The organism is Mesoflavibacter profundi, from assembly GCF_014764305.1.
Classification (GTDB): Bacteria; Bacteroidota; Bacteroidia; order Flavobacteriales; family Flavobacteriaceae; genus Mesoflavibacter; species Mesoflavibacter profundi.
In genome coordinates, this window is sequence record NZ_CP061703.1 from 552,891 (window position 1) to 568,313 (window position 15,423).

At 30.9% G+C, this 15,423-nt stretch carries 15 protein-coding genes; all 15 read left to right on the top strand.

The window, feature by feature from the left end; all coding sequences use genetic code 11:
- Nucleotides 1–93 precede the first annotated feature (93 nt).
- The 15 genes from IFB02_RS02550 (at nucleotide 94) to IFB02_RS02620 (ending at nucleotide 15,378) form a co-directional block, all read left to right on the top strand.
- Complete coding sequence (locus tag IFB02_RS02550) at nucleotides 94–846, top strand: DUF4365 domain-containing protein (protein WP_191073012.1); 753 nt, start codon at nucleotides 94–96, stop codon at nucleotides 844–846.
- A gap of 164 nt (nucleotides 847–1,010) precedes the next feature.
- A complete protein-coding gene (locus IFB02_RS02555) occupies nucleotides 1,011–1,928 on the top strand; it encodes a hypothetical protein (protein ID WP_191073013.1) in 918 nt (305 codons plus the stop codon).
- A 140-nt stretch (nucleotides 1,929–2,068) separates the two neighbouring features.
- Nucleotides 2,069–2,563: a hypothetical protein gene (locus tag IFB02_RS02560; RefSeq protein WP_191073014.1), complete on the top strand. Its 495-nt coding sequence runs from the start codon at nucleotides 2,069–2,071 to the stop codon at nucleotides 2,561–2,563.
- A gap of 159 nt (nucleotides 2,564–2,722) precedes the next feature.
- On the top strand, nucleotides 2,723–3,439 hold the full coding sequence (locus tag IFB02_RS02565) for a hypothetical protein (RefSeq protein WP_191073015.1): 717 nt from the start codon (nucleotides 2,723–2,725) through the stop codon (nucleotides 3,437–3,439).
- 155 nt (nucleotides 3,440–3,594) lie between these two features.
- Nucleotides 3,595–4,251, top strand: coding sequence for a hypothetical protein (locus tag IFB02_RS02570; RefSeq protein ID WP_206078155.1), 657 nt, complete (start codon nucleotides 3,595–3,597; stop codon nucleotides 4,249–4,251).
- A gap of 205 nt (nucleotides 4,252–4,456) precedes the next feature.
- Nucleotides 4,457–4,897 (top strand): hypothetical protein, encoded by a 441-nt coding sequence (locus IFB02_RS02575; protein ID WP_106686614.1) that lies wholly within the window; start codon nucleotides 4,457–4,459, stop codon nucleotides 4,895–4,897.
- A 156-nt stretch (nucleotides 4,898–5,053) separates the two neighbouring features.
- Entirely contained in the window at nucleotides 5,054–7,198 is a 2,145-nt protein-coding gene (locus IFB02_RS02580) for a KAP family P-loop NTPase fold protein (protein WP_106686615.1), read from the top strand.
- 171 nt (nucleotides 7,199–7,369) lie between these two features.
- Nucleotides 7,370–7,807, top strand: a complete 438-nt coding sequence (locus IFB02_RS02585) for a PaaI family thioesterase (RefSeq protein WP_028284032.1) — start codon at nucleotides 7,370–7,372, stop codon at nucleotides 7,805–7,807.
- A gap of 223 nt (nucleotides 7,808–8,030) precedes the next feature.
- Nucleotides 8,031–8,777, top strand: a complete 747-nt coding sequence (locus tag IFB02_RS02590) for a YqjF family protein (RefSeq protein WP_106686616.1) — start codon at nucleotides 8,031–8,033, stop codon at nucleotides 8,775–8,777.
- 124 nt (nucleotides 8,778–8,901) lie between these two features.
- A complete protein-coding gene (locus IFB02_RS02595; protein WP_106686617.1) occupies nucleotides 8,902–9,672 on the top strand; it encodes a hypothetical protein in 771 nt (256 codons plus the stop codon).
- Between the two features lie 155 nt (nucleotides 9,673–9,827).
- Complete coding sequence (locus tag IFB02_RS02600; RefSeq protein WP_106686618.1) at nucleotides 9,828–10,253, top strand: hypothetical protein; 426 nt, start codon at nucleotides 9,828–9,830, stop codon at nucleotides 10,251–10,253.
- Between the two features lie 439 nt (nucleotides 10,254–10,692).
- A complete protein-coding gene (locus IFB02_RS02605; protein WP_106686619.1) occupies nucleotides 10,693–11,151 on the top strand; it encodes a hypothetical protein in 459 nt (152 codons plus the stop codon).
- Nucleotides 11,152–11,787: 636 nt separating this feature from the next.
- Nucleotides 11,788–12,540, top strand: a complete 753-nt coding sequence (locus IFB02_RS02610) for a hypothetical protein (RefSeq protein WP_106686620.1) — start codon at nucleotides 11,788–11,790, stop codon at nucleotides 12,538–12,540.
- Between the two features lie 166 nt (nucleotides 12,541–12,706).
- Nucleotides 12,707–14,338 carry a YecA family protein gene (locus IFB02_RS13930; protein WP_223878866.1) on the top strand — a complete coding sequence of 544 codons (1,632 nt, stop codon included), beginning with the start codon at nucleotides 12,707–12,709 and terminating at the stop codon, nucleotides 14,336–14,338.
- Between the two features lie 575 nt (nucleotides 14,339–14,913).
- Nucleotides 14,914–15,378 (top strand): DUF6896 domain-containing protein, encoded by a 465-nt coding sequence (locus tag IFB02_RS02620; RefSeq protein ID WP_106686621.1) that lies wholly within the window; start codon nucleotides 14,914–14,916, stop codon nucleotides 15,376–15,378.
- Nucleotides 15,379–15,423: the final 45 nt, after the last annotated feature.

Genomic DNA, 15,423 nt, shown 5'->3' on the forward strand with positions numbered 1-15,423 from the left:
ATTCGCTATATTCGTAATACGACGGAAAATCATAGCTGATTTTCCGCAACAAACTATACACGAACACGTTAGCAACAAGCTACAACAAACATTGTGAAATACCATTCAACAAACATAATTGGAGACGCTGGAGAACATCTAGTAGCCTCAAGAGTAATTAATTATTTCGGTTTTCCTTGTCGATTAAACAATATTGACATTGGTATTGATGCTGAAATTGAAATTATTGACGATTCTAATCATTCGACTGGACAATTTATCAAGTGCCAAATTAAAACTACAACTGTAGAAAAGTATTCCATTTATATTGACAAAATTCATGTCGAATATTGGAACAAACTCAAAATACCAGTTATAATTTTTCTTGTTCATATAAAAACGGAAAAAATTTATTGGCATATTATTGATAAGCTTGAAAAGTATGGTGAAAAAAATAAGCAGTTTAAAATTGAGTTTGATAAATCTAATTCACTTAAGAAATCAAATAAGAATAAATTTATACAAATAAGCAATTATCAGTTTGAAAAAAAAATTGAGGATATTATTTTTCAGTCTTTAGAAAAGGTCAAAGAAGATAATCAGATGATAAAATCCGATAATTACGACTTAACTACATTTGAACAATTTGTTTATCATTCAAACAAAATAAATTACGATTTAAATAGAATTGAAAAAATCACACGAAAGGAAAATAGTTTGAATGATTTTAAGATAAAATTTGCAACTGAACTAAAAGAAATTAATGAGTATTTAGAATGGGTTGAGGAAAACAAGGAACACATTTTATTAGATAATGGTTCTGATTATTATGATTATCTTGAAGCAGAAAATTATGATTGGGAATAAAGCCAGTTGCTAACACCGTATATAATTTATTGCTGGCTTATGACCTAATTACGAAAGTCCTTACGGATTTACTTGGTCGGTAAATATTTACTAAATTAGTTGCTTAAAACACGCAACAAACCATATACAATAACGTTGTGCATAATTAAAATAATCCTCTTGAAATGACTTTAATTGTTGCTAAAATAATAGATGAAAATTTGTATATTGAATCAGACAGTAAAATTACTGGAGAATCAATGGTAAGAAATAATCCGCTTGAATCTCAAATAAAATCATTACTACTAGATTCTCAATTATGCTTATGTTATGCAGGCAATATAAATTTTGCTCAAGACGCATACAATTATTACACTGAAAATCAATTAGAAAGAAAAGATTGGAATCAATTTACAGACTACTTACTTAAATTAAATATTAAATCAAATAATAACACTGATTTTATTTTGTGTGGATACGATAATAATATGCCTATAATATTAGAAATAAAAGATGGCAATATTACAAACGTAAAAAATAGTTGGATTGGTAATAAAATAGGTTTTTCTAAATTTCAAGAATTTTATCAATTTGAATTAGCTAATAAGATTAAACCCGAAAATGCATTATCAAATGCTTTTAAAAGAGTTTTAGAAGAAGGTAAGATTGATTCTATAGGAAATTTACGTTTCTCAATAACTACAAATGACAAAAATTATATAGATAATGTAACAGGTGAAAAAGTAAAAATTTTACAATATCAATCATATTATGAAATGGTTTTAGGAAGAAATATCGAATTAAAACTAAAAGGAAAAGGAAAAGCTGTCCCAATTCCGTCTGGAAATGAAACTACTGGTTCTTATGCTATATCTTATTTTACACCCGAGAAAAGTCTCACAAGTTGTGTAGGCGTACATTTTGGTTACGGAAAATTCGGAATATTTTATCCACCAAAAAAATTATTAAATCCTATAATATACTCATCAGTTAATGCCAAAGAGTTTATAGATAAAATTTTAATTGATTACAATATTACGCTGGTTGGAATGGATATTATTCCAGGAAGAATAGGAGCAAAATATATAAAAGCTGAAAAATAAACTATGCACAACAACGTGTATAGCTCATTGCGGCTGAATTTCCTATCGGAAATTCAATCTTATTCGCTATATTCGTACTACTTCGGAAAATCATAGCTGATTTTCCGCAACAAACTATACACGAACACGTTACCACCAATTTGAAAAAAGAAACGCGAACATATAAAGTCAATCGGATTTTTGGAGTCATTTTTATCATTCTTGGAATCTTATTTATCTATGACAGTATTAGTGATTTTTTTAAATATAATTTCACTTCTTTATTGTTTGTTTTTATGCGTTCGAATTCAAGCATAATAGCAGAATTTATATTTGGAATTTTATTTACTTACTCTGGAATTCAATTATTAAGAAAAAGCAGAGGTTGGTTGAATGTATTGAAAACACTAACAATCGGAATTATAGTAAATATTGTATTCGCTCTTTTTATGAGAGTTTTGGCTTATGAATTTGATTTAGACTTATTAGGCAGAATTGCTCTCGGAATCACATTTAGTTTCGGAATTTATAAACTGACTGAATATCTAACTCGAATAAATCAATCTGAATGGAACTTTAAATCGCTGAAACTGAATTTAATTATTGGGATTTTAATCGGACTTTTTCCATTCTTATTTCGGAACATATATTTTTAAATAAAAAACTGGTGGTAACAACGTGTATAATTCATTGCTTCTGATTTTCCTTGCGGAAAATCCTCGCGCTGAATTATGGTTTGCTCTTTTTTCACTAATTTAGTAACCAAACACGCAACGAAATCATACACAAACCGTTAGCCACTATATAAACACACGATGACTAAAAGGAATTCAATATTTTTATTTATAGGAATTGTATTAATATTTCTATCACTTTATCTATTCACCAAGCCAGCTTTATTCAAAGGATGGGACTTTTCCAACACCGGACAAATTGGAGATACAATAGGTGGAATTACAGCACCAATAATAAATCTAATCGGTGCTTTTTTAGTCTATATTTCATTTCAAGAACAGTTACGTGCCAATCGTATTCAAGTTCAAGCTCTAAATGATGAAAAGGAAAGAAATGCATATGACAGAGTATTCAATAATTATATTGCTTTATATGAATCTCTCAAAAATCATTTAGAGAGTTTAGAGTTTATTGTCCAACCAAAGCCAAATTATGGAATGGATGGCTCTATAACAGCAACTAATCACATTGTATACAAAGGATTAAATGCTATCAATGAATTTGTATTACGAATAGAAAATGAGGATAGATATACAGCTGAACGATATGAGGTTTATGGAATACTTTTAAGCTTCCAATTTATACTTAAATCCTTATTGGAGTTAAGTAATTTGGTGGAATCAAATATAATTCTCGTAAATGATAAGGCCTTTTTAAGTCAAAATATAAAGTTGATGTACGAATCCTATCTTAAGGGTTTTGCTGATAGAATAATTAAGGTATATAGTAAGGATGACCCGTATATTAAAGATTTGATTAAAATTATAGGAGAACTTGATAAAAAATACAGTGGCTAACAATGTATAACCGCAATTACGGCGGATTCGACTACGTCCGAATCCACTCGGAATTGCTAACGTATGTGCTTAACCGAAAATTATTAACTTTAAAACCGTAACTGACGGTTATACGAGACCGTTGTGCGTCATTAAAATCAACCTCTGAAATCAGAATGAAATTATTAAATACAATCGAAATCGAACCTTGGGATTATACGGAAAACGAATATGAATCGCCTTCTGTTTCGAAAGTTGAAAACCCAAAAGCGTGGAGTGACTTCTGGTATAAATGTATTTCTGATAGTAATTTACAAAATTTACAACCGATTGAACTTGGCTCGTATTTAGTTGATATAAATAAGATTGGAGAATCTGAATTAAAGACTATTATTAAAAAAGAACTCAAAAACGTTGATTTGTCTGACTTCCAAGAATATGTTGGACAAATAATTGGCGGAATTGTAGTTTTAGAAAATGAAAAAATAATACTTGAACCGACTTGTTGCGGAGATATATCTAACATTCAGAATTGGGAACAAGTTGGAAATGCTGAATTGAATAAATGGACTCAATTATGGATTGGACATCCTTGGATTTTTTATAAAAGAACTGATAATTACATTGCGATATCTGATTACACAGATTACAATTTAGAAGACTTTACAGATATATCGGAAAAAAATAAGTTTTCAGAACAAGAGCTTTTGTCTGAAATCAAAATAAGTCGGAAAAGTCAAATCGAATTTGAAAACCGAATAAGTAAAATTTTAAACCAAATGGAAATTAATAATGCTAATGAAATTGCTAAATTAATGACCGGAAATAAATAACGAACGCACAACAATGGCTATAAGTAATTGCTCGTTCTCGCCTACTTCTGAAAATCCTTGCGGATTTTCAGTTCGGTGTGTACTTGCAAAGTTAAGTGCTAACCCACGCAACTACTCATAGCCGAGACCGTTAGCATACATTATGAAAAACATCACGTTACTGATTTTAATATTGAGTTTTATAAGTTGTAATTCGGACAAAAAAATGGCTGAATCAAAAACTACATCTGAAAAACTAAATGCTGACCTAATCGGAATTTATGAATATAAAACACCTGAACAATCCGAAAATCACTACATCGTTATTGACACTCTGAATGAAAATTATAACGGACTTTATTTCGGAACTGAAGATAGCGGCGGACACGGAGTTTTCTTTTATGGAAACGGAATGGAAAACCTGAATTTAGCAAACGATAAAATCAGTTTTGAAATCGGAAAAAGAAACTTGTACGAAACGACTCGATTTAGAATCGTAAAAAATAGAAAGAATTTAGAAAAGGACTCAACAAGTGGAGTTTCAAAAGGACAACTAAAATATAACGGAGAAATAACGAAAAACGGAATTAAAGTAAAGTGCGAATCGGAATTTGGATATTGTTGGGAAAACGAAATGAATTTTGAAAAACTAACTGAAAATAAATAACGTATGCTAACAATGTATAAAATTAATTGCTTGGTACTAGCCTACTTACGAAAATCCTCGCGGATTTTCTATTCGGTATTTATTTGCTAAATTAGTTGCTTAAACCACGCAACTAATCTTATACGAGACCGTTGTAAGCCATATAAACAAAACTAAATGTCAGAACACTATTCATCGGATAAACCAGTCGAAATTGAAAATCAAGATAGATTTCAGAGATACGGATTTTCTAAAAGAATAGCAGAAACCATAGTTCAAAGGGAAAATGAAGAGGGAATTGTTATTGGAATTTATGGAGCTTGGGGTGAAGGTAAAACTTCGGTTTTAAACTTTATTAAAAGTGAACTTGACCTAAAAGAAAATATTCTCACACTAACTTTAAATCCTTGGAGATATAATGATGAAGAAAGTTTAATAAAGAACTTTCTAAACAAAGTCGCTGAAGTTCTCGGTAAAGAGCTAGACACAAAAAAAGAGAAACTAGGTAGTTTCATTGAAAAATATGGAACATTTGGTTCTATCATTGGGAAGGATATTTCTGAAATTGGCAAAAATCTTTCAAGTGTTGATTTGGAAACACTAAAAAACAGAATTGATGAGTTTCTAAAAGAAAGTGAGAGCAAATTGGTGATTTTCGTTGATGACATAGATAGACTTGATAAACAAGAAATCTATTCTCTATTTAGGTTAGTCAAATTAACAGCAGATTTCACTAACACTACTTATGTTCTTTCTTTTGACGAAAAAATGGTTGCTTCGGCAATAGGAGAGCGTTTTGGAAAAGGGAATATAGATTCCGGTCATAATTTCTTAGAAAAAATCATTCAAGTACCTTTACAAATTCCTCAAGCTCAGCCAGATGCTTTAAAAAAATATTGTTTTGAATTAGTCGATAATGCAATCAATAAGAGCGCATTAGAATTAACAAAAGAAGAAGTGCAACGCTTTGTATCGGCTTTTTCACACAATATATTATTACGTCTAAAAACACCAAGGTTAGCAATTAGATATGGTAATTCATTATCATTTGCAATACCACTTTTAAAAGGTGAGGTAAATCACGTTGACTTAATGCTTATTGAAGCAATAAAAGTTTTTTATCCAAAACACTATCTTTTCATAAAATCATTTCCTCATTACTTTACTTCTTCATATTCCTCTCATTCAAACTATGGTGGTGGTCAACCTGTAAATGAAAAAAAAGAGGAACTAAAAAAGCATTTAGATGAACTTGCTTCTGATTTAACTAAGAATGAGAAAGATGCAATATTCCAATTATTAAAGACATTGTTTCCTAGATTAAATGAGGCTTTCCATAATACATTCCAGCACGAAGGACACAAACAATGGTTAAAGGAAAAGAGAATTGTTTCAACGAGTTACTTTAAAAGATATTTTTCTTATGCAGTAATCGAAGGAGAGCTTTCAGATGTTATGTTTGAGGAATTTATGCAATCTCTGGAGGCAATAGAGATTAAGGATATAGCTAAAGGAATGAAAGACATTATAAACCAAAGTTCCCCTGAAAATTTTTTATTTAAAGTAAGAACTTATGAAGACAGTCTTTCTTGGAAAGCTTCACAAAATTTGATTCTAACAATTGCAGTAATGTCAGAGTTGTTTCCAAAAGGTGATTCGTTTTTTAGTTTTGGTATGGGTGGTGCACAGTCACAAGCTTCAATTTTTATATATAATCTGCTAAAAAATCACAAGGATAATGACGAAGTTTTCGAACTGTCAAAAACACTTATGGGAAAAGAAATTCCTTATGACTTTGCTTATCAAATAAATAATTGGCTAAGGTCTGGTGAAGGAGAGGAAAAAATATTTAAACCAGAGCAATATGTAGAATTGGCAACAGTGCTAAGAAAAAGAGCTTTAGAGGAATGCGGTGAATTACCAATATTCGTAAAGTTTCCAGATAATATCTTCTATATATTAAGCACTTGGTATGAAGATAATCCTGAAGATTTAGAAAGTTACCTAAAAGGATACATTGATGAAGAGCCAAAATATTTGAAACAATTATTTCTAGCTTTAACACCGACTGCAACTAGCTCTAATCATCCAGAGCCCTATAAATCAAATTTTGACAAAGAAGGGTACGATTACATAACAAATATTCTCAATAAAGATTATTTACACGCTAAAATCAATGAATATTTCTCGGATGAATTACATCAAGAAGAAGTGAAATTTCAAAGATTTGACCACAATCAGTCTGAAATTAATATTTTACGACAATTTGAGCATTGGTATTCAAAAGATGATGGAATTGAAGAAGCAGAAATTGTAGAATAAATACGGCTTACAACAATGTATAAAAATAATAGCGGTTTAATCGCTAAAAACAAACCAAGTAAATATAAAAAGGCCAATGCTTAACCGAAAAGTTAGTGCGTAATAATCCGCTACTATTCTTATACTAGACCGTTACCTGTAAGCCAAGAACAATAATTAGAATCAAAATAAATGATAGAAAAAAACATAGGATTTATTAAACAAATAATTGAAGAAGGTATTCCAGTTCATAAATTTTTAGGACTAAAATTATTGGAACTTGAAAAAGGGTTTGTAAAAGTTAAAGTTCCCTTTAGAGATGAAATTGTTGGAGATATGAGAACAAACAGGTGGCACGGAGGAATTATTGCTACAATAATGGACTCTGTTGGTGGTATTGCAGGAAGCACTCACTTTACGTCATTGGAAGATAAATTAGTAACTATTGATTTAAGAATAGATTATTTAAAAGGTGCTGAAGCATCTGAAATAATTGTGGAAGGTAAAATAGTTAGGTTAGGTAATAGAATACTTGTAACGAAAATGAAAGCCTTTCAGAATGATGAATTAATTGCAGAAGGAAAAGGCGTATATAATTTCATACGAATTAACAAATCAACGGAAAAATAGGAACTGAAACAAAATAGCCTACAGGTAACAAAGTGTAAAAATAATAAGGGTTTTAGTGCTTATCCCAAAGTGAAGTGCATTTTACAAAGTCCGCAAAATTTACAATTTTGCATGTCTATTAATTAAAGAAAAAATTGCAAATTTGGCTAAGTGATAAATTGAAAGTTCAGTCCTTCGAAATCCCTTACTATTCTTACACAAACCGTTGTAGCCAATTTGAGAAATGACAATCCGAGAGATATTAAATACCACAAAACACAGACCTTGGAAAATTCCGACTGACAGTTGGAAATTTTATCAAGAGTGGAATAATGCAATATTTCTTCATTATCAAGTTGACTTAACTGAATTGAAAAAGCTCGTTCCTAAAGAATTGGAAATTGACCTTTTTGACGGTAAACCTTGGATTTCAGTTGTTGCTTTTACAATGGAAAAAATTAGACCAAAAAGCTTGCCTTCATTTTCACCAATATCGGATTTTGACGAGATAAATATTCGGACTTACGTTAAATCAAATAATAAAACAGGAGTTTACTTTTTGAGTATCGAAGGTGGTAAAAGTTTATCGTGTAAAGTCGCAAAAGGGATTTCGGAACTTCCATATAGATATTCAAAAATTAAACGGACTGAACAAAATTACCAATCCCAAAATTCGGAATTTAATGACAACCTTAACATTGAATTTAAAATTGGAAAAGAAACAACTGACAAAACGGAATTGGACAAATGGTTAACGGAAAGATATGCTCTTTTCCAAGATACAAACGACTCGATAAACGAGTTTGAAATCCATCATTTGGAATGGCCAATTAATGAAATCGACTTACAAAAATTGGAATTAAATTATCCAAGATTTGAAAAATTAATAAATGAAAAACCAAGTAGAATTCATTACTCAAAAGGAGTAAAAGTATTGGCTTGGGGAAAAATAAAAAATAAAAAAACTGGCTACAACAATGGCTATAAATAATTGCTTGTTCTCGCCTACTTCTGAAAATCCTCGCGGATTTTCAGTTTGGTGTGTACTTGCAAAGTTAAGTGCTAAACCACGCAACTATTCATAGCCGAGACCGTTGGCAACAAGCTAAACAAAAATGAAAGAGACGGAAAAACAGAAAAAAATCCGATTAATAATAATCATTCTGACAATTGTCGGACTGGTTAGTTTTCTATCTCAAACTGTAACTGTTTTTGCATATGGAATTGACAATACGACTGACTTTTATTTATTGCTTTATCCAATCTTATTTGTTTCTCTAATTTTGGTATTAGCCAAATCAAAATTCGGAATTTTATTGACTTTACTGACTTCGATTTCATATAGCATTTTACTAACAAACGAAGTCGGAAAATATTTGATTTTTGATTTCCAGAACAGTACTTTGATTTTAGTTCTGCTACTTCCCTATTTAATATTTTTGAGTTTAATTCCATTGTCAATTGTTTATTTAACTGACAAAACGGAGAATAGAAAAAAATTTCAATTGACTTCTATTCTGTTTGCTCTTGGATTTTTTGCTTTCATAATTTTTGACCGAATGGACAAAGATTATTCGAGAACAGTTTTTGTGGACGCAGTTTTGAAAAATAACGGAATTGTGGAATTAAAACTAAAACCTGGATTTGCCGACTCAAGGGAATTTTATGTAAATACTAACTCGAAAGAATTAGAAAAAATAATAAAGGTAAAAGGAGAATTTGTTCAAGGAAGTTACTTTTTATCAAACACTCGCATTCAAACGAATTACAAGTTTAACAAACTACAATCTTTGACAATAATAGAATTTAATAAAAATATAGAGTTGCCTAAACTGACTTGGAATGTGGATGAAATAAACGGAAATTATGACTTTATTCGACCATAAAAAAGCCAGTTGCCAACAATGTATAACCGCAATTACGGCGGATTCGACTACGTCCGAATCCACTCGGAATTGCTAACGTCAGTTCTTAACCGAAAATTATTAACTTTAAATCCGTAACTGACGGTTATACGAGACCGTTGTAGCACATATGAGAAATGAAAAATTTGAAAGCAAAAATTAGTGATCCTTCATCTCAAGATTTTGACTTGAAAAATGAGGCTACACTTGATGAATATTTAGATTTACCACCTTCACATTGGACAATTGGCTCTGGAGATTCAGCATTGTGGAAAGATAATTCCAACGGACTTATGTTTTTTAAAATTGACCATAACTCATATTTTTTAATGGAAATATCATCATATTTATCACCTATTCAAAACCAAGATGATATAAAATGGATTTCACACTATATTGGTGGAGAGCCGTTCTTTTTTTCATCAAGACACTTATGTTCTAAAGAAGCGGTAATGAAAATCTTATTGGAATATGCTGAATCTGGAAAATTGAATATAGATTTTAAGTGGACTGACCCAATTCCCGACGAAGAGTTGTATTTCGAACTTCTGAACGAGAAATAAAAGATTATGAAACTGAATAAAATACGTGCTACAACAATGTATAACCGCAATTACGGCGGATTCGACTACGTCCGAATCCACTCGAAATTGCTAACGTCAGTTCTTAACTGAAAATCATTAACTTTAATCCCGTAACTGACGGTTATACGAGACCGTTGGCAACAAGCTGAAAACAGAAGATCGTTGAGAAAACCGTTCTACATAATTGCTTTGATTTTACTAATAATCGGAATTCCATTATTTGAATTTATGGCTTTTAATTCAATGGTAAGTTTAAAGTACGAGACACGTGAATTGACTGATTGTATTTCTCTCGTTTCTGGAGTTAATTTATGCCGAACAATAAAAACATTTCACGTTTTGGCAATATTCTGTGGACTGACTTTTATCGGTTTATTAATTTATAGAAAACGAATTTTAAAACCGTAAAATTTAAAAAATGAACGACATTAAGAAAATCAAAATATTTACAATACTAATCCATTCGTTCATAATAATTGGAGCTGGACACGGAATTGGAATTATGGGAATGATTGATATTGCGAGTATTCCAAACTTAATTGACAATTACGAATTTACAATAAGCGGAAATTTTGATGATAATATTATGTCAATCGGACTTTTGTCCTTAATTGGTAAAATAATGCTGATTATTAGCTTGTTTGTGAAAATTAATCGGATTAAAAATCTGACTGGAATAATCGGAATTTCACTCTTATGGATAACAGTCTATTTTCTGACTTCTGGAAATTGGGATTACAGTTCACTATACAAAATAGCTTTTTGGACAAGTGTTCCGTTTCTAATTTCATCTATAATTCTGACTTACTTAATAATTAAAAATATTAAACAAAATACAGAACAGAACATTGAACTTAACGAACAACAAAAAGTATAACGGAATTGAAAAGCCAGTTGCCAACAATGGCTATAAATAATTGCTTGGTCTATGCTTAATCGGAAAATCCTACGGATTTTCCTTTGGTTCGAGAACTTTTTCTAAATTAGTAACCAAACCACGCAACTATCCATAGCCGAGACCGTTAGCTTCAATGCATAAGCAAGTTTGCGGTCAGAAAAAATGCCTGGTTTATTTTCTCGATTTTTTTAGAATTTTAAGGCAGATAATTCCGAAAAATTGTGTGCGGAACTTCAAAATTAACGGAAATTGGTAAGCGTAACGGAATAACTTACTCAAATGCGGAATTTAACCACGACTGACATTTTAGCTCGTTTGCGGAATCTGAATCTGAGAATCAACATCTGAATTACTCACTCAAATCGGAATCGCAATGATCGGAGTTTTAGCCAGTTTACGGAAAGCTAACTCTTGAGACGAATGAAAACTAAAATGTGCAAAACGTAATGAATCCATAAGCGGAGTTTTGCACAAAAGCTAACAACGTGTATTATTCATTACGGCGGAATTTCCTTGCGGAAATTCCTAACTTTTTACTAATTTAGTTCTCTGCGGAAAATCATTGCTGATTTTCCGTAACAAACAATACACAATCACGTTAGGCAACATTAGAAAATGAAGATAAACCAAAATCAACCAACAGCTTACGACATCGTTTTTCCTGTTTTTGGAGGGAATAAAACTGAAAACGGAAATTTTGAACCGATAAACATTTTTGGAACTGCCTTTTACATTAAAAACAATTTCTACATTACTTGTGCTCATACAATCAAAAATGCAAATGAATATGAGATTATGGCACTTGGTTTTCAGAATGAAAATGGAACTTTAAGTTTTACCGAAGTTCAAAAAAGTGAAATATTTGAAGAAAATGATTCTGGAATTTTAATTGCAAACATTGCCAGAGCAAAGGCTTATCCTTGGCTAAAAACTAAACTTGCGATGCTAAATAATGTTGTAAGCACAGGATATGCTTATGGATTTGATAATGCAAATTCTGAAGTATTAATTAGAAGCTACAAAGGCCATATCACTTTAGTTGGCTATTATCATAAATTCCCGAAGAAACCTGCACACTATGAACTCTCTTATATGTGTCCGAGAGGAATTTCGGGAGCACCTTTAATTTACATTCATAATAATCAGCCATTTATTTGTGGATTTACAATTGGTAATGAAAGAACAAGCATTGTAATATGGAGCAATAAAGAACAGGATATAGAAAATAATAAAACTTCTGAATATGTACTTGAAGAAGCACTTCATAGAGGAATAGCTCTTCAAGCTGAAAGCTTTCTGGAATTGCAATCTGAAATTCTTGAAATGAGTATTGGAGAATATTTGGAAAAGGAAAATTTAATAAAATAACGTTGCCTAACAACGTGTATAATTCATTGCTAGTACTCGCCTACTTACGAAAATCCTCGCGGATTTTCTATTCGGTTTGTATTTGCTAATTTAGTTGCTGAAATACGCAACGAAATCATACACAAACACGTTAGCCCTAATTACCACAAAACCCATCGAAAATTGAATGAGTAAAGAACAAATTATAAAAAGGCTTAACGAAATAACTTCAAATTTCAACTTTATATATGTTCTTTCAGCAATTGTTTTAAGAGATTTTTGTGGAACTCTCAACGAACTCGCTTCGAAAAATGTTCAAGAACACTTCAATAATAATGAGGTTAGATTTCTTATGGGATTATGGATAAGAAATTGGAATCCAAACAAAGCGTATGAATACAATGATGAAATAAAAATATTTGATGAAGTTTATGAATTAATGGAGCAACTTCATTACACATTTATACCTGATATTTCGAAAATGATAGAAAGTCCATCAAAAAGTCCTTTTGACTTTTTTAACAATGGTTTATTCTTTCAAGAAACAATGTTTTATTCTGGAACTGGCGCGTACGACTATCAATATACAAAGTGGGTTTCAGAAAAATATAAATATGATAAAGAATGGCTTCAAAAAGAAAAGTCAATAAACCTTGATATTCTATCCGACTTTTATCATTCAATAAAAACTCTTCAACAAACTAAATTAAACAAATTAAAGTTCGACTCTGAAAAAACTTATAAATCTAAATTACTAGATGTTTTCACTTTAACAACTGAAGATATAATCAAAAAGAATAAAGAGTTTTTAGGAATTCTCGAAAACTTTACACTTGATTTAACACAACCTCAAAATCAAAATTTCTCGGATATTGGTGATTTCAATATTCTGTCAGAAAAACCAATAATTAAATTACCAAACGGTAATTTATTCATTCCTGTTCCGTATGATTTATCAGAAGCAATTTATGAATCACCATTCTATTGGATGAATCTTGATAAAAAGTATTCTTCCAAAGCATTATACAACAGAGGAGAAATTGCAGAAGAAATCACACTAAATATTATTAAAAATGTGTTCGGCAAATCGAACACTCTAAAGAATTTAATAATAAAGAAGACCAAAAGTACAATGGTCACAGATATTGATATTCTAGCATTTTTAAACGACAAGGCAATAATCTTTCAAGTTAAGTCTAAAAAGTTAACGGCTTTATCAAAAAAAGGAAATCTAAATTCAATACAGAATGATTTCAAAAAGGCTGTTAAAGATGCATATGAGCAAGGGTTAACGGCATCAAAATGTTTGAGCAGTCCAAATGACTTTATTTTTGAGTTAAAAGACAATCCTGATTATAATTTTGATTTAAACATTAATAAATGCTTCATTGTGACAATAGTATTGGATGATTATCCTTCTATTACTCATCAAACTCATATCCTACTAGGAGAAGAATATGAAGAATTCCCAGTCGCTCTAAATGTTTTTGATTTAGAAGTCGTTGCTAAATACTTAAATACTGCTGAAAAATTTATTGACTACATAGAAAGAAGAATAAAATACAGTCAATATTTTAAAGCCGATAATGAATTAGGTTTTTTAGGTTTTCATTTAAAAAAAGGACTTCAAAAATTCCCTAATTCTAATATGGTTGCACTCGACAATACTTGGGCACAATTTTTTGACAAAGATTATTATGGAGAAATATCTGGAGTTAAAAAAATACAAGAAAACTTACGAAAGAAAATTGGACGGAATGAACGTTGTCCTTGTGGTAGCGGAATAAAATATAAAAAGTGTCACGGAAAAAATAACTAGGGCTAACAATGTATAAAATTAATTGCTTGGTTATAGACTACTTACGAAAATCCTCGCGGATTTTCTATTTGTGATTTATTTGCTAAATTAGGTACTTAAACCACGCAACTAATCTTATACGAGACCGTTGCAAGTAATAGCTGAACTCACTCAAACGCGGAGAAATCCGATAACAATCTTAATCTGAATTAGAACAAAGCAACGCGCGGAACTAAACACTCAAACTCGGAATTTTACTCGTGCGGAATTGAGCCTGTTTGCGGAATTATAAAAACGCTGACTAAACAAATATTACGAGGAATCTCTCTCTTGCGGATTGACTAAACTTTGCGGAATAATCCCGAATCGGAATTTACTCAAACGCGGAACTTCACTCATGCGGAATAACTCATCTGAAAAGGCTACAACTTGCAACACCGTATAAAATTAATTGCTGCTGATTTTCCTACGGAAAATCCTCGCATTTTTACTATCTTAGTTTCTTAATCTGAAAATCCTAGCGGATTTTCAGCGCAACTAATCTTATACAAATACGTTGTGCGTCATTTACGAAAACCGAAATTGAACAGTAATCAATGATAAAAAAATGGATTCATAATCTTCTCAAAAAAGAAGAACATAATGACATCAATCTTGATATTTTTCAAGAAGCCATAATTGATTATCGTCAAGAAGGAAAAGAACTTATGTTTAAACTTGGAGAAAAATATGGTTTAAATATTGAAATTAAAGAAGACTATGAAAGACTAGTATCTAGAAGCAATAAAAATATACCGAGAAGAGGTGAACTTTCGAAAAGATGGAATTTTAGCTTTCACGGTGGAGAATGTGGATTCTACAATAGAAAACACCAAAAAAGAGTGGAAGTTGTTTTAAGTAATCCGCCTGAATTTGGACATATCGATTCCTGGTTTCTTTTGTCTTATATGCAATCAGTTGATAAATACAAAAGTGAAGTTGAAGAAATGGATTGGCAGAAATTAAAGCTGATTGTCGAAAAACTATATGTAAATGGTAAAATCAAAAAAGTAATTGAATAAAACATACATCATACTACTAAACGGACTTCTAATCGGAACAACTGA

Coding starts and splice junctions, on each gene's coding strand:
- IFB02_RS02595 (WP_106686617.1), top strand. CDS start 8,902: ATGAAAGAGACGGAAAAACAGAAAAAAATCCGATTAATAATAATCATT.
- IFB02_RS02620 (WP_106686621.1), top strand. CDS start 14,914: ATGATAAAAAAATGGATTCATAATCTTCTCAAAAAAGAAGAACATAAT.
- IFB02_RS02575 (WP_106686614.1), top strand. CDS start 4,457: ATGGCTGAATCAAAAACTACATCTGAAAAACTAAATGCTGACCTAATC.
- IFB02_RS02570 (WP_206078155.1), top strand. CDS start 3,595: ATGAAATTATTAAATACAATCGAAATCGAACCTTGGGATTATACGGAA.
- IFB02_RS02555 (WP_191073013.1), top strand. CDS start 1,011: ATGACTTTAATTGTTGCTAAAATAATAGATGAAAATTTGTATATTGAA.
- IFB02_RS02610 (WP_106686620.1), top strand. CDS start 11,788: ATGAAGATAAACCAAAATCAACCAACAGCTTACGACATCGTTTTTCCT.
- IFB02_RS02585 (WP_028284032.1), top strand. CDS start 7,370: ATGATAGAAAAAAACATAGGATTTATTAAACAAATAATTGAAGAAGGT.
- IFB02_RS02565 (WP_191073015.1), top strand. CDS start 2,723: ATGACTAAAAGGAATTCAATATTTTTATTTATAGGAATTGTATTAATA.
- IFB02_RS02580 (WP_106686615.1), top strand. CDS start 5,054: ATGTCAGAACACTATTCATCGGATAAACCAGTCGAAATTGAAAATCAA.
- IFB02_RS02600 (WP_106686618.1), top strand. CDS start 9,828: ATGAAAAATTTGAAAGCAAAAATTAGTGATCCTTCATCTCAAGATTTT.
- IFB02_RS13930 (WP_223878866.1), top strand. CDS start 12,707: ATGAGTAAAGAACAAATTATAAAAAGGCTTAACGAAATAACTTCAAAT.
- IFB02_RS02590 (WP_106686616.1), top strand. CDS start 8,031: ATGACAATCCGAGAGATATTAAATACCACAAAACACAGACCTTGGAAA.
- IFB02_RS02605 (WP_106686619.1), top strand. CDS start 10,693: ATGAACGACATTAAGAAAATCAAAATATTTACAATACTAATCCATTCG.